Below are 21,023 nucleotides of genomic sequence, written 5' to 3' on the forward strand. Positions count from 1 at the left end.
CAACAACACCTTCTGGGTGCCCGACTTCACCCCGAGCCACTACAACAAGATCATCTACACCAAGCAGGGCCTTACCAAGCGCGTCCGTACCGACCTCAACGGTGGACGCGGCTACGACCTGCGCGGCTACACGATGCGCAACCACTACCTCGAGATGTCGAAGGGCAAGTACCTCGTCACCGGCACCGTGACGCCGTGGCTGATGCTGCCGCACTCCGAGGCGTGGTACTCCGCCGACTCCTGCGAGGCGGGCCCGGCCAGCGACATCGGGCACCCGGACAACTCCCGCGGCACCGGCCAGATGGCCATCGACGCCATCCAGGCGCTGCACGACGCCGACCCGGACTTCCCGTTCTCCGACTACGACGTCGAGGACCAGGGCGACGCCGACGGTGACGGCGACCTGTTCGAGCCAGACGGCGCGCTCGACCACGTCGTGTTGATCCACGCGGGCGCCGACCAGGCCGACGACGGCGGCGAGCAAGAGTCCTACGCCGAGTGGTCGTCCAGCCAGGTGGTGGACCCGACGACCGGCGGTTTCGAGGTCCCCGGCACGGGTGTCAGGGTGTTCAACTACACCACCCAGCCCGAGGACGCCGGCGTGGGCGTGCTCTCCCACGAGTACGGACACGACCTGGGTCTACCGGACCTGTACGACTCAATCGGCCCGACCGACACCGACGTGGGCTGGTGGGACCTGATGAGCACCGGCTCGCACTCGGGTCCGGTGTTCCAGTCGATCCCGACCCACATGGGTGCGTGGAGCAAGTACGTCCTCGGCTGGATCAACCCGCGCGTGCTTGAGTACGGCAGCAAGAGGCGTGCCGTTCTCCTCGGGCAGGCGGCGCGCGTGCCGCGGCACACCGACGCTGCGGTCAAGGTCGAGCTGCCCGACAAGTCGGCCACGTTCGGCGAGCCGCACAGTGGCGCGCTGGCCTGGTGGACGGGCAAGGATCAGGACGACGCCGACGTTCGGCTGACCCGCTCGGTCGACGTCCCGGCCGGCGGTGACGTGCGGTTCTGGATGTGGAACTCCTACACGATCGAGGAGCTCTGGGACTACGGGTTCGTCGAGGTGTCCACCGACGATGGCACCACCTGGACCCAGCTCGAGGTGTTCGACGAGACCGGCGAGATCGTCTCCACCGACGAAGACCCGAACGGCAACCTCGAGGCCTACTTCGGCGGGCTCGAGAACGGCCTCACGGGCGACAGCGGCGGCTACCGGCACGACTACGTCGATCTGACGCCATACGCCGGATCGACGGTTCAGCTGCGGCTGCGCTACGCCACCGACGCCGCGTTCGTGGAGCGGGGCTGGTTCGCCGACGACTTCTCGGTCACGGCCGATGGCACCGAGGTGTGGACCGATGACGTCGAGACTGGTGCCAACGGCTGGACCCCGACCGTCGAGACCTGGACCGACACCACCGGTGCCGGCTGGGCACAGTCCTCGGGAACGGCCGAGTACGAGCAGTACTACCTGGTGGAGTGGCGCAACAACGTCGGGTTCGACGAGGGTCTACGGACGCCGTACACGACGAACTTCTTCGTCGACGGTGAGTGGAACGTCAACCGCCTGCGGTACAACGCGCCCGGCATGCTGGTGTGGCAGCGGGATACGGCGTACTCGTTCAACGACGTCAACAACCACCTGTTCGACCCGCCCAGCATCGGGGCCAAGGGCCAGCTGCTGCTCGTCGACTCGCACTTCGACCCTGCCCGCCTGAGCGGCGCGGCGGCGGAAGCGAACCCGAGTCTGCTGGACAACCTGGACTCGCGAGCCCAGGCGAACGACGTCGCGTTCGGTCCGGTGAGCAGGTATCCGTTCCGGTACTGCTTCCCGTCGAGCGATACGGACCCGTACGCCGTGGCGTGCAACAACTTCGGGAAGCGGAACCACGTCCGAACGTTCACCGACGCGAAGGGTTGGTACCCCGGCCTGGAGTGGCGCCCCGACCTCGACGAGGAGAACCCGCTTTTCTTCCGCGACGTCGACGCCTCGACGGTGATCCCGTCGCTGGGTAACGAGCCCTACTCGACGAAGATCGTGAACGGGAGCGGTCAACTCATCCCCGACCTGTTCGGGCTCGAGATCGTGCCGGGGCTCGTCACCGGCACCGGCAACCCGGCCGACGGCCGCCCGGCCGTCGACGGCGGCGACCCGGGCACCGACGCGGACCTCTCGCTCGGCGTCAAGGTGAAGTGGATCCGCGCCTTCAAGCACAACTCAAAGGCGCTGGTCGTGATCCGGCCGGGTTACCCGTAAACCAACACCCCCGCAGGGGCCTACGCGGTGCCACTCCCCAGTCCACGACGCACAGCGCATTGACGCCGTGTCACCGCCGCTGGAGCGAACCCCGTGATTGGTTCGCGCTCCGAGCCCGGGCTATCCACGGCGCATGTCCGGCTCGGCAGGTTCGTGCGTCTTTGTGGGCGGTGGTCTGACCTGCCGGTTTGTAATTCGCGATCATCCCACCACCACCACGGGGTGTTCGCGAATTTCGCGGCACCCAGTTCGCGAAGAGATGGGATGGTCGCGCACGGGCGGCCGCCCGAATCGTTGCTGTGCAGTCGCTCCCAACAAGGCCAATCGGATGGGTCAGCCGCTCCTCAGTGACGCTCGCGGTAGTTCACGATGTGCGTACTCGGGGAAGTCTGGAGTCCGCGCGTCGCCTGGGGCGCGTAGCGGAGGACGATCGCCCAGGCGTCCTCGGTGTCCGAGGTGTCGCTACGAACACGAACCGCCAGCCCCGGGCCGCCTGTGTGAGCATCGTGAACGTCGAAGCCCGCTTCCCGAAGCGCTCCGCGAGCCCGGTTGAGGCTAGCTCGATCGGCGTCGAAGAAGTTGGCGAACGCCTGCCGCATAACCCTCAGTCTCCTACTCGCAGCCCGTTCGGTGGCATCGAGCACATGTTCGATCACGATCGGCGAATGGTGTGGGAATGAGGCAGCGTGGAGAGCTCAGGAGCCTTGCTGAGCCGGCCGCCCTTTGGCGCGGTAAGGCCTCGTACGAGCCCGCTGCCTGAGCCGGACGGTAGGGAGTTGTCGACGCCCAAGCTGCTGTGGCTCGTCAGTTACCAAAGCGTGTGTCGACAAGCCGGACTCTCGAGCGCACACTCGAAATGTTCCTGGGGGAGTCGGGGAACGCAGCTAGCGGGGGATTCCACACGGTCAGCCGGGACCCTTCGCGCGCATGCTCTTGGCATGCCCCCACGGCGAGGGGGGTCCTCACATGAGTTCGATCGTCGGTTGGGCGCTCAGGTTCCGGCTCTTGGTGCTGGCGGCGGCGGTGGCAGTGATGACGGTGGGGGTCGTTCAGCTCCGCGATGCCTCGGTCGACACCCTGCCGGAGTTCGCGCCACCGTACGCGGAGATCCAGACCGAGGCGCTGGGTCTCTCCGCTGAGGAGGTCGAGCAGCTGATCACGGTGCCGATGGAGGCGGACCTGCTCAACGGCGTCGAGGGGATCGACGTCATCCGCTCGGAGTCGGTGCCGGGACTGTCCTCCATCGTGCTCGTCTTCGAGCCCGGAAGCGACATCTACGAGCAGCGACAGCTGGTCCAGGAACGGCTCACCCAGGCGCACGCACTGCCCCACGTATCGAAGCCTCCCGAGCTGCTGCAGCCGTTGTCGGCCTCGAGCCGGGTGATGATGGTAGGCCTGTCCTCCGCCGACCTGTCTCTCATCGAGCAGTCCGTCATCTCGCGGTGGGTGATACGCCCGCACCTGATGGGAGTCCCCGGGGTGGCCAACGTCTCCATCTGGGGCATGCGTGACCAGCAGCTCCAGGTCCAGGTTGATCCTGACCAGCTGCGAGCGATGGACGTCACCCTCGGCCAGGTCGTCTCCACCGCAGGCAACGCACAGGTGGTCTCCCCGCTCACGTTCCTCGAGGCGTCCACACCAGGCACGGGCGGCTTCATCGAGTCACCTCAGCAGCGCCTGCAGGTTCGTCACCTCATCGAGAAGATCGCCGACCCCAACGCCCTGGGGCAGGTGCCCGTCGAAGGGACGCAGGGCCGGTTGCGGCTGACGGACGTGTCGAACGTGACCATCGACCACCAGCCCCTGATCGGCGACGCGGTGGTCAACGGCGGCGAGGGCCTGCTGCTGGTGGTGGAGAAGTTCCCCGGCGCCGACACGGTCGGTGTCACCGAGGCCGTCGAGGACGCGCTGGAGGAGCTGCAGCCGGGGCTGGCGACCCTCGACATGGACACCACGTCGTTCAAACCCGCGAACTACGTGAATGAGGCTCTGGACAACCTCGCCCTGGCCGGCCTGATCGGTGGCGCCCTCATGCTGCTGGTTCTGCTGGCATTCCGCTTCCGGTGGCGTTGGGCTCTGATCGCGGTCGTGACGATCCCGTTGTCGTTGGTCGCGGCGGCTCTTGTTCTGGACCTGATGGGACAGACGTTCAACGCGATCACGCTCGCCGGTCTGGCGGCAGCGGTCGCGATCGTCGTCGACGAGGCGATCGCTCCGACCGACCGCGTCCTGCGCCGCCTCGGGCAACGGCGCCGGGCCGGTGACACCACGGTCACGTCGATGATCGTCCTCGACGCGTCGACCGAGGTCCGTCGACCGCTCATGTACGCGACGGTCATCAGTCTCCTGGTCCTCGTGCCGGTCCTGGTCATGGGAGGAGCCCCGGGTGACTTCTTCAGCCCGCTCGTGACCGCGTACGCGTTGGCCGTCCTGGCCGCCATGGTGGTAGCACTGACGGTCACACCGGCGCTCACGTCGCTGTTGATGTCGTGGTGGAAACCAGCGGCGAGGAGTGGCCCCACCGCGAAGGCGGCGAACCGGATCGCGCGGCTCGCCGGGAGCCTCGCCGCCAAGCCACTGCCCCTCATAGCCGTGGCGGGTGCGGCCCTCGTCCTGATGGTCGCCGTGCTGCCGTTCCTGAGCGTCTCCCTCGTCCCCAGCTTCCACGACCGTAACGTGCAGATCGAGCTCGAGGGTGAGCCCGGCGCCTCCCGCGAGCGGATGACGGCCGTGAGCACCGAGCTGAGCCAGCGATTGCAGGAGATTCCCGGGGTGCAGGGCGCCGGCGCACACATCGGGCGCGCCCTGAGCGGGGACCGCGTCACGAACGTCAGCTCCGCCGGCGTCTGGGTCGAGATCGACCGCGACGCCGACTACGACGACACACTCCACGCGATCGAGCGCGCCGCGGAGGAGCTGAGCGACGTCGACCACGACGTGTCGACCTACGCCAGCAACCGGATCCGCGAGATCGGTGCTCTCACCAGTGGCGAGAACCGACACTCCGGCAACGACGTCCAGGTGCTCTCCGGGACGGACCGGCCCCTGGTCGTCCGCATCTATGGCGAGAACCTCGACACGCTGAGGGACCAGGCCGCCGAATTCGAGGCGATGATGGCCGATGTCGACGGGATCACGGACGCGCGGACGATCGTCCCGCCACTGCACGAGGCCATCGAGATCGAGGTCGACCTCGACAAGGCACAGGAGTTCGGCGTGACGCCCGGTTACGTACGCCGGGCCGAGGCGACCCTGCTCCAGGGGATCCAGGTCGGCAGCGTTTTCGAGGACCAGAAGGTCTTCGACGTCATCGTGCAGGGAACCGACGACACCCGCGGCAGCGTCGAGGACATCCGCTCACTGTCGATCGGATTGCCGGACGGCGGCTACGTCCGGCTCGGGCAGGTGGCCGACGTGCGCGTCGTCGACACGCCGGCCGTGATCGCGCGCGACTCCGTCTCCCGTTACGTCGACGTGGAGGCAGTCGTGGACGGGCGAAGCGTCGAGGCGGTGGCAGCCGACCTCGAGCAACGGATCGCCGACGGCGAGCTACCGCTGGAGTACCACGCCGAGGTGCTGACGGAGTCGACCGGTGAGGAGATCGGACTGGGACGGATCATCGGCTTCGCCGTCGCTGTCGCGATCGCGATCTACCTGCTGCTGCAGTCTGCGTTCCAGAGCTGGCGCCTGGCCGCTCTCGTGCTCGCCGCGCTCCCAGTCAGCCTGGTCGGCGGCGTGGCGGCGGTGCTGATCACAGGAGCCGACCTGACGCTCGGCGCGGCGATCGGCCTCCTCGCGGTGTTCGGCCTCGCGACGCGGACCTGCCTGCCCATGGTGGCGACCCTGCAGTCGTTGCGGCGCGACAACCCGGACCAAGCACCTTCGGAGCTGGTGCGACGGGCTGCGCGCGAGCGGTTGACGCCGGTCTTCACCACCGCGATCGCCCTGGCGATGCTCGCCCTGCCGTTCGTCGTCCTCGGCCCACGGGCGGGCCTGGAGGTGGTGCATCCGTTGGCCCAGGTCCTCCTCGGTGGCCTGCTCACAGTGATCCCGGTGACGCTGCTGCTGGTCCCGGCCCTCTGTCTGGTCGGCGAACGACGCGCCGCAGACGCCGTGACGGGAGACGCGCCCGCCGACCTGGTGGGGTCGCCGAGCGCTGCCACACCGCGGAGCCCCTCGTGAGGTCTCTGGCGAGCCAGCTGGCGGCCTCGGTCGTCGCGGTCGTCGCGATCGCCGCCAGCGCAGGTTGCACCGAGGTGGAGGAAGCCGCGCCGCACGTCCACCAGCCCGCGCACCTGGAGCCGATAGACGGCTCGGACGTGCAGAAGGTGACCTTCGACGAGCGCGGGGCTGAGCAGGTCTCCCTGCAGACGGCATCCGTGCAGCGGCGGGGGAAGAACACGGTCGTCCCCTACGCCGCCCTGATCTACGACGGCCAAGGGGCGTCGTGGGTCTACACCAGCCCGGAGCCGCTGACGTACATGCGGGTAGCGGTCGACGTGGTGCGCATCGAGGACGATCGAGTGCTGCTCCGGGGCGGTCCCCGTCCCGGGACCTCTGTGGTGACGACGGGCGCGGCCGAGGTCTACGGCGCCGAGCTCGAGATCGCGGGAGGACACTGATGTACGACCACGACGGCCGGATGATGCGAGGAATCGTCAACGCCAGCCTGCGTTTCCGTTGGTTGGTCGCCTTCGCAGCGAGCGCGATGCTGGTGCTCGGGTTCGCAGCCATCCCGAACGCGAAGGTCGACGTCTTCCCAGAGTTCGCCCCACCGCGGGTGGAGATCCAGACCATCGCACTGGGCAACTCGTCGAACGAGGTCGAGGAGCTGATCACGATCCCGATCGAGAACCAGCTGAACGGCATCGAGGGACTCCAGGAGATGCGGTCCAAGTCGGTCGCCCAGTTGTCCTCCATCGAGCTGATCTTCGAGAAGGGGACAGACGAGCTGAGGGCCCGCCAGCTCGTGGCCGAGCGAGTCGCACAGATCACCGCCACGCTGCCCACCTGGGCCAGCCCCCCGTTCATGATGCCGCCGCTGTCGTCCACCAGTCGGATCCTCAAGATCGGGTTGACCTCTGACGAGGTCGATCCGATCGACCTGTCGACGATCGCGTACTGGAAGATCCGAGCCCGGCTGCTGCGGGTGCCAGGGGTCGCTCAGGTCGCGATCTGGGGGGAGCGACTTCCGCAACGGCACGTGCAGGTCGACCCGGCGCTGCTGCGGAAGTACGACGTGCCGCTGGACACCGTCATGAGCACGACCGGGGATGCCTTGGACGCAGGTCTGCTGCGGTACTCCGACGGCTCGGTCATCGGCACCGGCGGCTGGGTGGAGACTGCCGATCAGCGCTACAACATCCGCCACGTGCAGCCGATCTTCAATCCGGACGAGCTGGCGAAGGTGCCCGTCGTCGAGCGGAACGGGCGGGTGCTCCGTCTCGATGACCTCGGCGAGATCGTCATCGACCACGGTCCCCTCTTCGGGGACGCGGTGATCGACGGTGGTCCCGGAATCATGCTGATCGTCCAGAAGTACCGCGGCGCCAACACCATGGAGGTGACGCGCGGTGTCGAAGATGCGATGGCCAAGCTGCAGCCCGGTCTCCCCGGGATCAACGTCGACACCACGATCTTCCGCCCGGCCACGTTCATCGAGCAGTCGATCGACAACCTCACCGAGGCGATGCTGATCGGCATCCTGCTCGTCATCGTCATCATCATCGCGTTCCTGTTCGAGTGGCGGACCGCCTTCATCAGCCTGCTCGCCATCCCGCTCTCCCTCGTCGCGGCCATCCTCGTCCTGGATCTCAGAGGCGTCACCATCAACGTGATGGTGCTCGCTGGGCTGGTGGTCGCCATCGGGGTCGTCGTGGACGACGCCATCATCGACGTGGAGAACGTGGTCAGACGACTGCGACAGGCCCGGGGCGACGGCAGCACGCGGTCGACGTACGCGATCATCCTGGACGCGTCGGTCGAGGTCCGCTCGGCGATCACCTACGCGACGGTGATCAACGTCGTGGCCATCGTCCCCGTGCTGTTCCTGGAAGGGCTGTCCGGATCGTTCTTCCAGCCACTGGTGCTGTCCTATGCACTCGCGGTCCTGGTCTCGATGCTCGTGGCACTCACCGTCACGCCGGCTCTGTGCTTCATCCTGCTGTCGCGGGGCAAGCTGCACATCCGGGAGTCGCCGCTGCTCCGAGTGCTCAAGCGCGGTTACCGGAAGGTTCTCGCGCCCCTTGTGCGGCGGCCCGGCCCGGCGATGGCGGGAGCCCTCGTGGTCGCAGTGGTCGGGGTCGTCGTCTACCCGTTGTTGGGCACCCAGCTGCTGCCGAGCTTCAAGGAGCGGGACTTCCTCATGCACTGGCTCACCCAGCCGGGTACGTCGGTGACGGAGGAGACCAGGGTCTCGGTCGATGCCTGCCAGGACCTGCAGGAGATTCCCGGGGTCCGCAACTGCGGCTCGCACATCGGGCAGGCCTTCCTGGCGGACGAGGTGTACGGCGTCGACTTCGGGGAGAACTGGATCAGCGTGTCGCCGGAAGTCGACTACGACGAGACGCTGGAAGAGGTCCACGACGTCGTCGAGAGCTACCCGGGCCTCTATCGTGACGTTCAGACCTACCTGCGCGAACGGATCAAGGAAGTCCTGTCCGGGACCAGCGAGTCGATCGTCGTGCGCATTTACGGGGAGGACCTCGCGACGTTGCAGGAACAGGCTCACGGGATCGCCGCGGACATCGCCGGCGTCAAGGGGGTCGTCGACGCGCACGCGTCGCTGGAGACCGACGTCCCTCACATCGAGGTGGAGCCCGACCTAGCGGAAGCGCGCAGGCACGGGCTCACTCCCGGTGACATCCGTCGGCAGACCTCGATCCTGATCGCCAGTGAAGAAGTCGGGGACCTCTTCGCCGGTGGCCGCGCCTACGACGTGCACGTCACCTCGATCCCCGCGGCCCGCGACAGCGTCACCGACGTCGAACGGATGTGGATCGATACTCCCGACGGTGGTCGGGTCCGGCTCGAGCAGGTGGCCGACGTCAGGATGGGACCGACACCGAACTCGATCCACCGTGAGGAACAGTCCCGCTACATCGACGTCGGCGCCAACGTCGAAGGGCGAGACCTCGCCTCGGTCATGGACGACGTCGACGATCGTCTGGACATCACCGACATGCCACAGGGCTACCACTACGCGGTCCTCGGGGAGTCGACTGAGCTGAAGGCGGCACAGAGCCGGCTCGGTGTGTTCGGAATCGCCGCGGCCATCGTCATCCTCCTCCTCCTGCATGCCGCCCTCCGCAGCTTCCGACTGGCGCTGCTGACCTTCATCCTGCTCCCGACGGCACTCGTCGGAGGGGCGCTCGCGGTGTGGCTCACCGGTGGCATCCTGTCGCTCGGCTCACTGGTCGGCTTCCTGACCGTGTTCGGCATCGCGGCCCGCAACGGGATCTTGATGATCAGTCACTTCCAGCGGCTGGAGAAGGAGGGACACGAGTTCGGACCCGAGCTCGTACTGCGTGGGGCGAGCGAGCGGCTGGCACCGATCATGATGACGGCCACTGCGACCGCGCTGGCTCTCGTGCCGCTCGCGTGGGCGGGCAGCATCCCCGGACACGAGATCGAGCACCCCATGGCAGTCGTCATCCTCGGCGGCCTGGTCACCTCGACCCTGCTGAACCTGTTCTTGCTGCCGTCTCTCTACCACCAGTTCGGGCACGGCCGTCGGCACAAAGTGTTGGAAACCGCATGACCGAACCGCTGGACGCAGAGTCGAGCGAGGCCGGCGATCGCGGTGGCCGTCAGGAACCAACAAACTGCGTCCGCCAGCATGGCAGCCCAGCGACCTGAAACGGACAGCCGAGTCCCTCCGAACTGAGTGCGCGCGGCAGAGATGCAGCGAACCTTGCCGGGCAGCGGCTGCAGGGCGGCCAGCTAAGAGGCCACGCACTCGCACCACAAGGGTCGCGAAGATAAGGCACCTTCCCGATGCGCCTCCCACGGCCGTGAGGCCAGCATCGGAGCATGAACACGCCAGACAAGACCCGTGCCCCGGATGCGTTCGACAGGTTCGAGGCAGACGGCTGGGAGCATCGCGCTGACGGGTACCACCAGCTCGCCGCCGGCCTCACGACGAGGGTGGTCGAGCGGCTGCTCGACGCGGCGGAGGTCGACCACGACGAGCACGTCCTGGACGTGGCGACCGGACCTGGCTACGTCGCCGCGGCTGCCATGGGTCGCGGCGCGCACGTCGTGGGCGTGGACATCGCCGCCGCGATGGTGACGCTCGCCCGCACCCTGCGCCCGGAGATCGAGTTCCGTCAGGCCGACGCTGAGCGGCTTCCGTTCGCCGAAGACTCCTTCGACGCGGTGCTGGGCAACTTCCTCATCCTTCATGTCGGAAGTCCGGAGCGGGTCATTGCGGAGCTCACCCGTGTCCTCAGGCCCGGCGGGAGGGTGGCACTCTCCACCTGGGACGTTCCCGAGCGCGCCCGGCTGCTCGGCGTACTCGTCGACGCTCTGGCAGACGTCGGCGCCGAGCCGCCCGCCGACCTCCCCGTCGGGCCCCCGTTCTTCCGGTTCGCCGACGACAGCGAGTTCGCCGCCCTGCTCAGCGACGCCGGCCTGGTCGATGTCGAGGTGCAGACGGTGGGCTTCACCCAGGGCTTCGCCAGCGATGACCACCTGTGGGAGAGCCTCATCGGCGGCACCGTACGCACGCGGGCACTGGTGCTCGCGCAGCCGGACTCGGTGCAGGCCGAGATCCGGACGGCGTTCGACCGCCGGGTCCGCCCGTACGCCACAGACCGCGGCCTGGACGTACCTGTGTCGGTGAAGCTCGCCAGCGGTCGCAAGCCTCGCTAGCTCGGGAGTGTCCTCGTGCGGCGCCCGAAGCAATCAGGCCGTCCTCGCAGGCTGGATGTTCTTGTTGTTCCGGAAGACGTTCTCGGGGTCGTACGTCGACTTCACGTCGACGAGTCGCCGGTAGTTCGCGTCGCCGTATGCCTCGCGGATGCGACTCGAGTCGTCGTCGGAGTCCAGGAAGTTCACGTAGACGCCGGCGCGGTGGCGCTCGAGAGCCTTGAAGAAGTTCCGTGCCCACGCGGTCTCAGTTGTTCCCACCGCATCGTCCTGCTCCGGGAGCCAGGCAGCGTCGATGATGATCGTGTGCTCCACGTCGCGTCCCGGGTAGGCGGTCGCATCGGGTGCGACCCGGCCAACAGCGCCACCTAGGTGGAAGATGGCCGAGTACGACCTCGGTGAGGCGGCGCGGTAGGCGTGGTCGGCGACGACGTCGACCACTGCATCGGACAGGCCCGTCAGGTTCGTGGCCTTCCAGTAGTAGTGCCAGCCGTGTGGAACGGTGTCGTCGAGTCCGCTCTGGTGGTCGGCGTACGGCTGGGGGCCGACCAGATCGACGAGCGGACTCCCGAACCGGCGGAGCGCGCGGAGGGCCCGCTCACCTGCCTCGACGGACCCTGCGAAGCAGGAGGAGACCGCGATGGCCGGCCGGAAGTGGAGCTTCTCGTCGACCGCCGGCAACGGCGGGACCGTGCCGAGCCTGATGACGGTCCCGAGCTCGTCGGGTGCGTCGGCGACGAAGTCACGGTAGAAGCTCAGGACGTCTGCGGTGTCCTCCGCCGGCCAGAACACCGGTCCGGCCATCACGGTGGGGCCCACCGGGTGCAACCTGAAGCGGAACGAGGTGACGACGCCGAAGTTCCCGCCCCCGCCGCGCAGGGCCCAGAACAGGTCGGGGTGCTCCGTGGCCGACGCCCTCACGACGTCGCCGCTCGCGGTGACCACCTCGGCGGACACGAGATTGTCGACGGTGAGGCCGTGCTTGCGCATCAGCCATCCGATCCCGCCGCCCAGGCTGAGACCTCCGACGCCGGTGTGCCCCACGATGCCGCCCGTCGTGGCGAGACCATGCGCCTGCGTCTCGTGGTCGACGTCGCCCCAGAGCGCGCCACCCTGGACGACGGCCGTCCGTGCGGTTGGATCGACCGAGACGGCGCGCATCGCCGAGAGGTCGATGACGATCCCGTCCTCGCACATCGCGGTGCCGGCGACGTTGTGGCCACCACCTCGTACGGCGAGGTCGAGATCGCAGTCGCGGGCGAATCGCACGACGGCGGCCACGTCGGCCGTGCCCGTGCATCGGGCGATCAGGCGGGGTCGTCGGTCGACCGCGCCGTTCCAGATCGCTCGGGCGGCGTCGTACTCGCGGTCCCGGGTTGTGACCAGGACACCGCGGAACCCGGGAATCCGGAGTGCCGTGGATGTCGTTGTCGCGGCTGTTGTGGTCATCTTTCCTCCCCCTGGTCGGCCGTCTCATCGCACCACCGGCAGGCCGGCCGGGAGAAGTCATGCATCTGGACTTCGAGGTAAGGAAACTGGACTTCACGGCCGCCGGGTGCAGAGAGACACTGCGATGGTGAGGACCTACGGCCAGTACTGCCCCATCGCCCGGGGTGCGCAGATCTTCGCTCAGCCGTGGACGCCACTGATCATCCGGAACCTGCATCTGGGCTGTGAGACGTTCGGCGACATCCTCGACGGGGCGCCCGGGCTCTCCCGCACCACGCTCGCGCAGCGACTCAAACAGCTCGAACGGCTCCGAATCATCGAGTCGACGCCGAAGCCCCACGGGCGCGGTCACCGGTACGTCCTCACCAGCTCGGGCGAGGACCTGTACGACGTCTGCGAGGCACTGGGCGAGTGGGGTGCTCGTTGGCTCGAGATCGCGCCCGAGAACCTCGATCCGTTCGTGGCCCTGTGGTCGATGTGCAACGCGCTGCGCCGTGACCGACTGCCAGACCGGCGCGTGGTCGTCCGGCTCGACTTCACGGGCTTCCGGCCGCGCGAGCGCTACTGGCTGCTGCTCGAGCTCGGTGAGGTCGAGCTCTGCAGGACCTATGTGGGCCTCGACGAGGACCTCTTCATCACCGCAGACGCCGAGGCGTTCGTGAAGTGGCACGCAGGTCAGCTGTCCTGGGCGGAGGCGACCAGGGACGCGCGGATCCGACTCGACGGGCCTACCTGGCTCGTCCGGGCCTTCCCGACGTGGAACGGACGCAGCACGTTCGCTCACATCCAACCCGCCGTCGGCGCCGCCACGCCGTGACAGCCTGGACCGCCGCCTCGGACAAGTCGTGTACGACGTTCGAGGCGACTCGGGCGCGGGGCCAGGGGTCACCTCCACTTCTGGGGATAGCGAACGGCCACACCCGACGCCATACTGAACGAACCAAGCGCCGGGCCGGGAGACCCGCGCTCATGCTGTCTGAGGGAGCACTCGGGTGAACACACAGCAACGCTGGCCAGGTGACGGTCGCCGACTCAGACCGCAGGGCGTACGAAACGTGGCCGTTGCCACCGTCGTGTTCGGAAGTCTCCTGGGCACGGCACTCCTCCTCGCGCCAGCCCAGACCGCCACCGCGTGGGCCGCCGGCATGGTCGTGCTCGGTGCCCTGTTGACCCTCACTGCGATCGTGACGCGGTTCCGGTCACTGTGCGCCCACTAGCCGGACGGAGGGCAGCACGGCGATGAGCCTCTCGACCCGCGCCGGGCTGGCCGTGACGGTCAAGGTGGTACCGCCTCCACGGCGCGTGGTCGGGGCGTTCGACCGGTGGATCGCGTCCACCATCCCCGCGAGCTCGACCGTGCTCAACATCGGTGCGGGTCGCAACGTGTCGGGCCAGCTGCCGCGAACCCGGCGCCGTGCCTCCAGGCTCGTGGGGGTCGACCCCAGCTCACGTGTCCTCCAGAACGTGAGCCTGGACGAGCGGCACCAGAGCACGCTCGAGCAGTTCGCGCCGTACCACCGTGAGGAGTTCGACGCAGCCTTCTCTGTGTTCGTGCTGGAGCATGTCACGGAGCCGCGTGCGTTCACCGCGGCCTGCGCAGCCACGCTTCGTCCGGATGGTGCGCTCTTCGCGCTGACTGTCAACAAGTGGCACTACTTCGGGATGTCGACCTGGGCCGCGACCCGTCTCGGAGTCTCGGAGTGGCTGCTGCACAGGGTGCGCACGGACGCGGCGATCGACCATCACCACTACCCGACGGCGTACCGGATGAACAGCATCGGCGTCCTTGCCCGGCTGCTTGCGGAGGCGGGGTTCACGTCGGTGGAGTTCCGGATGTGGGACTTCCCGGAGCTCTACACGCCCTACCTGCCGGCCCGGGCGCACGGCTTCGCCAGCGCGTGGAGCGCCGTCGCCTACCGGCTGAGCTGGCCAGGTGTCATGGGACACCTCACCCTGCGGGCGGTCCGGTGAGGTTCGCGCACCACGCCGGACGTCGAGCTCGGGGCTGCGCAAGGAGTAGCGTGCGGACATGATCCGGTTCCTTATCGCGATCGTGGTCCAGCTGCTGTCGAACGCGTTGGGTCTGATCGTGGCCGCGCAGGTTCTCGACGATGTGACCCTGACGGCGTCGGCCTTCGTCGTCGCGGTCGTCGTCTTCACGGTCATCTATGCGATCGCGCAGCCCTTCTTCACCCAGATGGCGCTTTCGTACGTCCCGGCCCTCCGCGGGGGAGTGGCCCTCGTCGCCACCCTCGTCGGACTGTTGATCACCACGTGGGTCACGGACGGCCTGAGCATCCAGGGCGGGACGACCTGGGTGGCCGCGACCGTGATCGTCTGGGTCGTCTCGCTGCTCGGCGTCCTGCTGCTGCCCTTGATCCTGGTGAAGAAGAAGGTCGCGGAGAGGCGGAGCTGAGGACGGGCGGCGAGCTCCGCCGCGTCCGCATAGGCCCGCCGGGGAGTCCTGCGCGTTCCACCTGCCGAGTGCGTTCAGCGCATGCCGACCCGCTGGGTGGGTAACGAGTGGGTACGACGGCGCCTCCCCCTGAGGCGCCGGGGAGGGACGACGACGCATGTCTGCAACTTCGAAGATCGCTCTGGGGGTGGCGAGTGGCTACCTGCTGGGGCGGACGAAGAAGCTCAAGCTCGCCTTCACCGTAGGAAGCCTGCTGGCGGGGAAGAAGCTCGCCACCAATCCCCAGGCGCTACTTGCGCAAGGATCAGAGCTCATCGACAAGAACCCCGAGCTCAAGAAGCTCCAGGGCCAGGTCACCGGGAAGCTCGCCGATGTCGCGAAGACCGCTGCCCTGACGACAGCGACCAACCGGCTCGAGCTCCTGAGCAGCTCCTTGCGCGGTGACTCATCCGAGGACGAGGACGAGTACGAGGACGAGGACGAGTACGACGAGGAGCCCGAGGACGAGTACGACGACGAGGGCGAGGCCGAGGACGAGGAGCCCGAGGCTGAGGACGAGGAGCCCGAGGCTGAGGCCGAGGAGCCCGAGGCTGAGGCCGAGGAGCCCGAGGCCGAGGAAGAGTCCGAGGACGAGGAGCCCGAGGCCGAGGAAGAGCCACCGCGTCGGCGTTCGAGCAGCAGGAGCAGGCGCGCGCCGGCCGACAAGCAGTCGGCCAAGAAGGCAGCGTCCAAGACGTCTGCTGCCGCCAAGCGCACTACCAAGAAGGCGCCGGCCAAGAAGTCGGCCGCCAAGAAGGCACCGGCCAAGAAGTCGACGACGAAGTCGGTGGCCAAGAAGGCCCCGGCGAAGAAGTCGGCCACGAAGTCGGCGGCCAAGAAGGCGCCGGCGAAGAAATCCACCGCCAAGAAGGCGCCGGCGAAGAAGTCGGCCAAGAAGGCCTCGTCCTCGCGTTCGCGCTCGAGCTCGAGCAAGTGAAAGAGGTGAGGTGACATGGCGAAGACAGATCCCATGGATCAGCTGAAGGACGCCGGTCGTGACGTCCTGAGTGCGCTCGGTGAGCGCACGGTCTCGACGCTCTCCGGCAAGGTCGGCGGACTCACCGACAAGCTGCAGGACGTCGCGGACGGTGGACCGATCGGCAAGGCCGTCGCGGAAGGCGGTAAGCAGAAGGCTCAGGGCGGGTCCGCCATCACCGGCGCCTTGAAGGGCGCTGCCTCCGGTGTGAAGGACAAGATCACCGGTGGCGGAGGGGGCAGCAACTCCGCGGACGGCAAGGCCACGAAGTCCACGAACATCATCGAGTCGATCGACGTCGGCGTGCCGGTGTCGGTCGCCTACAACCAGTGGACCGAGTTCGGCGCCTTCCCGAGCTTCATGAAGAAGGTCGAGAACGTCAACGCCGAGGAGGACGAGAAGCTCAAGTTCAAGGCACAGATCTTCCTGTCCCACCGCACCTGGACCGCCACGGTCCTCGAACAGGTCCCCGACGAGCGCATCGTGTGGCGCTCGGAGGGTGAGAAGGGGCACGTCGACGGCGCCGTCACCTTCCACGAGCTCGGCCCCAACCTGACTCGGATCCTGGTCGTGCTCGAGTACTACCCCCAGGGGTTCTTCGAGAAGACCGGAAACCTCTGGCGCGCCCAGGGCCGACGTGCTCGGGCCGAACTGCGGCACTTCCGGCGTCACGTCATGACCCGTACGATCCTTGAACCGGACGAAGTCGAAGGATGGCGCGGCGTCATCGAGGACGGCGAGGTCGTCCAGTCACACGACGAGGTCGTGGAGGAGGAACAGGCCGAGGACGAGGAGCAGCCTGAGGACGAGTACGCCGAGGAGGGCGAGGAGTCCGAGGAGGGCGAGGAGTCCGACGAGGAGCCCGAGGACGAGTACGAGGAGTCCGAGGACGAAGCCGAGGAGGAGCCGGAGGACGAGGCCGAGGAGTTCGAGGACGAGCCCGAGGACGAAGCCGAAGAGGAGCCCGAGGAGGAGCCGGAGGACGAGGCCGAGGAGTTCGAGGACGAGCCCGAGGACGAAGCCGAGGAAGAGCCCGAGGACGAGTACGAGGAGTCCGAGGACACCGAGGACGAGCCCGAGGACGAGTACGACGAGGAGTACGAGGAAGAGCCCGAGGAAGAGCCCGAAGAGAAGCCGCGCCGTAGGCGCCGGGCCAGCTGAGCGACAACGAGCCAGGAGGCAATCCCATGACCGTGCAGACAACTCAGCGTCGAAGTGGCGGCGGCTACCTCGAGCGTCCCGCACCCAGCGGACTCGCGGACGTCGTCGAGATCATCCTCGACAAGGGCATCGTGATCGATGCCTACATCCGGGTGTCGTTGGTGGGGATCGAACTGTTGACCATCGACGCGCGGATCGTCATCGCGAGCGTCGACACCTACCTCCGCTTCGCGGAGGCCACGAACCGTCTCGACCTGCTCGAGCAGGGGGGCGGCAAGCCGCTCGACGAGTTCATCGGCAACATGCAGGAGTCCGGGGCCGGCCGCAAGGTGAAGGGCGCGGTCAGCGGTGCGAAGAAGGCGCTCACCGGAGGCGACGACGAGGACGAGGACCGCGAGCGACGGCCGGCCAAGAAGTCGTCGTCCCGTAGGCGGTCCAGCGCATGACCTCGGCCGCCGACGTGACCGCGGACGATCGCTCCAGTCCCGGGCCGGAAGGTCCCGAGGTGGGGTGGTTCGTCTACGGCGTCGTCGGCGCCGGGACGCCCGTCCCACAGGACCTGACGGGCCTCGACGAGGGGCCGGTCCGGACGTTCACGTGCGGACGGGTGGCGGCGGTCGCGACCCAGATCAGGGTCGAGCGCCCCCCGGGACGGGGCGTGGACCTGCTCGCCTACCACTCGGTGCTGGACGCGCTGGCCCAAGGCGACCACCCGGTCCTGCCGGTCCGGTTCGGAGCCGTCGTGCCTGACGAGGTCGGGATCGTCGAGGAGTTCCTCGCACCGGACGAGGCCTACTTCGCCGAGCTGCTCGAGAGCTTGGCCGGCAGGTCGCAGCTGATGTTCCAGGCGGTCTACGACGAGCGCCGGATCCTCAGCGAGATCGTGGAGAGCGAACCGGAGATCGCAGAGCTGCGTGCCCTCACCAAGGACCTGCCGGAGGAGGCGGCCTACGCCGAACGGGTGCGGCTCGGGGAGCTGGTAGCGCGGGCGGTCGAGGCGCGCCGGGAGATGGATGCCGCCGCGCTCCTCGACGAGGTGCTGCCGATGACCGACGCCCACGTCCTGCGACCCGTCTCCGGTGTGGAGCGTGTGGTGGACGCTGCCGTGCTGGTGCATGATCAACGCCGGGACCAGTTCGAGAACCGACTCGAGAGGCTGGCCGAGGAGCACCACGAGCGGATGCGGCTTCGGCTCATGGGACCGACCGCGCCGTACGACTTCGCCGGAGGTGTGTAGTGGGGCTGCTGACCGGGATCCTCGGTCTCCCCGTCGCGCCGCTCCGAGGGACGATCGCGGTTGCCAACCAGGTGTTGGAACAGGCCGAGAAGGAGTACTACGACCCGGCCCGGATCCGCGCTGAGCTCGACGAGGTGGCCCGGCTGCGAGACGCCGGTGAGCTGACCGACGACGAGGCGATCGCCTGGGAGGACAACCTCATCGAACGACTGATGATCAGCAACCAACGAGCACGGGAGGAGCGACATGGCTGACGACAGCGGCACGCGCTCCGGGGGCGGGTCGTCGAAGAAGACGGCCGCGAAGAAGACCAGCAAGGGGACCACCAAGAAGGCCGCCAAGAAGTCCACGACCAAGGCCACCAAGAAGGTCAGCAGGAACGCCGCTGACAAGAGCTCGAGCAAGCGCGCGGCCCCGCGCGTGGAGCCGAGTCGGCGCGCCTCCGGCGCTCGGATCGCCGAGGAGGCGGTGCGGCAGCTGGCGGAGCTGACGACCAAGCACGTCGAGGGCGTGACCGGGCTGCATCGGGACGACGACGGCTGGCAGGTCGAGCTGGAGGTGCTCGAGCTGCAGCGGGTGCCCACGACCACCGACGTGCTGGCGATCTACGAGGTCACTCTGGACTCCTCCGGCGCGCTCGAGGGCTATCGCCGGGTCCGACGCTACGTGCGCGGTCAGGCAGAGGACGGCCGATGACCGAGCAGGGTCAGGTCGCCCCGACGCGTCCGTACTCCGCGAACGTGGGCTCGATGACGCATCCGCAGCCGGCGAACCTGGCCGACATTCTCGAGCGGGTGCTCGACAAGGGGATCATCATCGCTGGCGACATCCGCGTGAACCTCCTCGACATCGAGCTGCTCACCGTCAAGATCCGGCTCCTCATCGTCTCGGTCGACAAGGCCGAGGAGATGGGGATCGACTGGTGGCGCAACGACCCGATGCTCAACGCCAGCCGCGAGCAGCTCGAGGACGAGAACAAGCAGCTGCGGCAACGTCTCGAGGAGCTGGAGTCCAGCAACGGAGGCGGTGACAGTGGCTGAGGCAGCCCGCTACCTGTACGCCGTCGCACGCGGGACCGAACCAGCCCAGCTGGCTGACGTCAGCGGTCTGCGCGGCTCGTCCGTCGAGGTCATCCGCTACCGCGACCTCGACGCGGTCGTGAGCGACGTGCCGCTCGCGGAGTTCGACGAGGACGCGCTCAAGGAGAACCTCGAGCAGCTCTCGTGGCTGGAGGAGGTGGCGCGCGGCCACCACGAGGTGGTCCACGCCGTTTCAGCTCGGGCGCCGACGGCGCCGATGCGGCTGGCGACGATCTTCCTCGACGACGACGCCGTACGCCGGCGCTTGTCCGAGCTGTACGACGCCCTCGTCGAGGTGCTCGACCGGGTCGAGCGGCGCGTCGAGTGGAGCGTCAAGGCGGTGGCACCGGAGCCGGCACCGACCCCGGTCACCGTTCCCGAGCCCACCAGCGGCGCCGAGTTCCTCCGCAGGCGGCGGGCCCAGGCCGATGAGCGGGAGGAGCGGCAGGACACCGGCGCCCGCGCGGCCGAGGCCATCCACCACGCGCTCTCCGAGGTCTCCGTGGCATCACGGATCCTGGCGCCGCAGGACCCACAGCTCACCGGTATCACCGGGACGATGATCCTCAACGGCGCCTATCTGGTGGCGGTCGACGCCCAGGAGGCCTTCGCGGCGCGGCTGAGTGAGGTGGAGGAGACGCACGGCGACCTCCGGATCGAGAGCGGCGGGCCGTGGCCGCCCTACTCCTTCGCCACCCTGGAGTCAGCATGACGACGGCCGTGGAGGCCCAGCAGCGCTTCTCGTCCCCGGTGCCGACGCAGCCGATCGCTCTCGTGGACCTGCTCGACCGGTTGCTCGGCACGGGCGTCGTGCTGTCTGGGGACATCGTGATCTCCCTGGCGGGCGTGGACCTGGTCCAGATCAGCCTGCGTGCGCTCGTCACCACCGTACGAGCGGAGATGGCTGACTATGTCTGAGCCGCGCCGCCTGCCCCACCGGATCGAGACCGATCGCGAGAACGTCGAGCGGGACCTGTTCCGGCTGGTGCTGACGATCATCGAGCTGGTGCGCCAGCTGATGGAGAAGCAAGCGCTGCGGAGGGTCGACGAGGGAGACCTGACCGAGGAGCAGATCGAGGGCCTCGGCATGGGACTGATGCACCTCGAACGCGCGATGGAGGACCTCAAGCAGCGGTACGACCTCACGACAGAGGACCTCAACCTGGACCTGGGCCCGCTCGGACCCTTGCTCAGGCGTTGATGACCGACCCGGTCGCCGACCAGGCGGCCGGGCACACCACCCCGGACCAAGGAGGACTCCATGGCAGAGCAACCTGAGGACGACGTACGCCAGCAGCTGCTGCAGCTGTTGCTGGAGAAGGTGGAGCAGGACACCTACCCCTCGTCGACCATGCTCGACCTGATCGAGCACCTCGTGACGCCGGACGAGCTCCAGGAGTACGCGAGCGTGCTGATGGCGAAGGTGGAGGGCGACACCTACCCGAGCAACTCCCTCATCCGCCGGCTGATCGCCCTGACCTGACCTCCGCGTCGAGGTGCTGGGCCCGCTGACACGCGGTCCTCCTGTG

The 21,023-nt window shown here is 68.0% G+C and carries 21 protein-coding genes; 20 read left to right on the top strand and 1 reads right to left on the bottom strand.

All coding sequences use genetic code 11. The features are described 5' to 3' along the window. The 5 genes from VFZ39_RS09630 to VFZ39_RS09650 form a co-directional block, all read left to right on the top strand. Positions 1-2,269: M6 family metalloprotease domain-containing protein (locus tag VFZ39_RS09630; RefSeq protein WP_330865524.1), on the top strand; the 2,269-nt coding region annotated here is incomplete at its 5' end. Positions 2,270-3,235: 966 nt separating this feature from the next. Continuing rightward, entirely contained in the window at positions 3,236-6,451 is a 3,216-nt protein-coding gene (locus VFZ39_RS09635; protein ID WP_330865525.1) for an efflux RND transporter permease subunit, read from the top strand. Further along, on the top strand, positions 6,448-6,891 hold the full coding sequence (locus VFZ39_RS09640; RefSeq protein ID WP_330865526.1) for a hypothetical protein: 444 nt from the start codon (positions 6,448-6,450) through the stop codon (positions 6,889-6,891). Before VFZ39_RS09635 ends, VFZ39_RS09640 begins: the two co-directional genes overlap by 4 nt. Next, the gene (locus VFZ39_RS09645) at positions 6,891-10,028 is read left to right on the top strand and encodes an efflux RND transporter permease subunit (RefSeq protein ID WP_330865527.1); all 3,138 of its coding nucleotides are present in this window, start codon (positions 6,891-6,893) and stop codon (positions 10,026-10,028) included. Before VFZ39_RS09640 ends, VFZ39_RS09645 begins: the two co-directional genes overlap by 1 nt. 272 nt (positions 10,029-10,300) lie before the next feature. Next, complete coding sequence (locus tag VFZ39_RS09650) at positions 10,301-11,140, top strand: class I SAM-dependent methyltransferase (protein WP_330865528.1); 840 nt, start codon at positions 10,301-10,303, stop codon at positions 11,138-11,140. A 33-nt stretch (positions 11,141-11,173) separates the two neighbouring features. On the opposite strand, the gene VFZ39_RS09655 is transcribed toward VFZ39_RS09650, so the two are convergent. Further along, entirely contained in the window at positions 11,174-12,586 is a 1,413-nt protein-coding gene (locus VFZ39_RS09655) for an FAD-binding oxidoreductase (RefSeq protein WP_330865529.1), read from the bottom strand. A 127-nt stretch (positions 12,587-12,713) separates the two neighbouring features. Here VFZ39_RS09655 and VFZ39_RS09660 point away from each other — a divergent pair, with 127 nt between their 5' ends. From VFZ39_RS09660 to VFZ39_RS09730, 15 genes are all read left to right on the top strand, one after another. After that, on the top strand, positions 12,714-13,403 hold the full coding sequence (locus tag VFZ39_RS09660; protein ID WP_330865530.1) for a helix-turn-helix domain-containing protein: 690 nt from the start codon (positions 12,714-12,716) through the stop codon (positions 13,401-13,403). A gap of 238 nt (positions 13,404-13,641) precedes the next feature. Further along, on the top strand, positions 13,642-13,803 hold the full coding sequence (locus tag VFZ39_RS09665; RefSeq protein ID WP_330865531.1) for a hypothetical protein: 162 nt from the start codon (positions 13,642-13,644) through the stop codon (positions 13,801-13,803). A 22-nt stretch (positions 13,804-13,825) separates the two neighbouring features. Then, positions 13,826-14,557, top strand: a complete 732-nt coding sequence (locus tag VFZ39_RS09670; RefSeq protein ID WP_330865532.1) for a class I SAM-dependent methyltransferase — start codon at positions 13,826-13,828, stop codon at positions 14,555-14,557. 58 nt (positions 14,558-14,615) lie between these two features. Beyond that, positions 14,616-15,002 (top strand): phage holin family protein, encoded by a 387-nt coding sequence (locus tag VFZ39_RS09675; RefSeq protein WP_330865533.1) that lies wholly within the window; start codon positions 14,616-14,618, stop codon positions 15,000-15,002. 157 nt (positions 15,003-15,159) lie between these two features. Beyond that, complete coding sequence (locus tag VFZ39_RS09680) at positions 15,160-15,978, top strand: hypothetical protein (protein ID WP_330865534.1); 819 nt, start codon at positions 15,160-15,162, stop codon at positions 15,976-15,978. A gap of 33 nt (positions 15,979-16,011) precedes the next feature. Next, positions 16,012-17,178 carry an SRPBCC family protein gene (locus tag VFZ39_RS09685; protein WP_330865535.1) on the top strand — a complete coding sequence of 389 codons (1,167 nt, stop codon included), beginning with the start codon at positions 16,012-16,014 and terminating at the stop codon, positions 17,176-17,178. A gap of 26 nt (positions 17,179-17,204) precedes the next feature. Continuing rightward, positions 17,205-17,624 (top strand): gas vesicle protein GvpJ, encoded by a 420-nt coding sequence (gene gvpJ, locus VFZ39_RS09690; protein ID WP_330865536.1) that lies wholly within the window; start codon positions 17,205-17,207, stop codon positions 17,622-17,624. Further along, positions 17,621-18,415, top strand: coding sequence for a GvpL/GvpF family gas vesicle protein (locus VFZ39_RS09695; protein ID WP_330865537.1), 795 nt, complete (start codon positions 17,621-17,623; stop codon positions 18,413-18,415). Before gvpJ ends, VFZ39_RS09695 begins: the two co-directional genes overlap by 4 nt. Next, a complete protein-coding gene (locus VFZ39_RS09700) occupies positions 18,415-18,669 on the top strand; it encodes a gas vesicle protein GvpG (RefSeq protein ID WP_330865538.1) in 255 nt (84 codons plus the stop codon). The genes VFZ39_RS09695 and VFZ39_RS09700 overlap by 1 nt, the downstream gene beginning before the upstream one ends. Next, positions 18,662-19,111, top strand: coding sequence for a gas vesicle protein GvpO (gene gvpO / locus VFZ39_RS09705; RefSeq protein WP_330865539.1), 450 nt, complete (start codon positions 18,662-18,664; stop codon positions 19,109-19,111). Before VFZ39_RS09700 ends, gvpO begins: the two co-directional genes overlap by 8 nt. After that, complete coding sequence (locus VFZ39_RS09710) at positions 19,108-19,455, top strand: gas vesicle protein (RefSeq protein WP_330865540.1); 348 nt, start codon at positions 19,108-19,110, stop codon at positions 19,453-19,455. Before gvpO ends, VFZ39_RS09710 begins: the two co-directional genes overlap by 4 nt. Continuing rightward, positions 19,448-20,206: a GvpL/GvpF family gas vesicle protein gene (locus VFZ39_RS09715; protein ID WP_330865541.1), complete on the top strand. Its 759-nt coding sequence runs from the start codon at positions 19,448-19,450 to the stop codon at positions 20,204-20,206. Before VFZ39_RS09710 ends, VFZ39_RS09715 begins: the two co-directional genes overlap by 8 nt. After that, on the top strand, positions 20,203-20,412 hold the full coding sequence (locus VFZ39_RS09720; protein ID WP_330865542.1) for a gas vesicle protein: 210 nt from the start codon (positions 20,203-20,205) through the stop codon (positions 20,410-20,412). The genes VFZ39_RS09715 and VFZ39_RS09720 overlap by 4 nt, the downstream gene beginning before the upstream one ends. Beyond that, a complete protein-coding gene (locus VFZ39_RS09725; RefSeq protein WP_330865543.1) occupies positions 20,405-20,695 on the top strand; it encodes a gas vesicle protein K in 291 nt (96 codons plus the stop codon). The genes VFZ39_RS09720 and VFZ39_RS09725 overlap by 8 nt, the downstream gene beginning before the upstream one ends. Positions 20,696-20,755: 60 nt before the next feature. Next, positions 20,756-20,977, top strand: a complete 222-nt coding sequence (locus tag VFZ39_RS09730) for a hypothetical protein (RefSeq protein ID WP_330865544.1) — start codon at positions 20,756-20,758, stop codon at positions 20,975-20,977. The last annotated feature ends 46 nt before the right edge of the window (positions 20,978-21,023 follow it).

The sequence above is a fragment of the Nocardioides sp. genome, assembly GCF_036374615.1.
In the GTDB taxonomy this organism is placed as follows: domain Bacteria; phylum Actinomycetota; class Actinomycetes; order Propionibacteriales; family Nocardioidaceae; genus Nocardioides.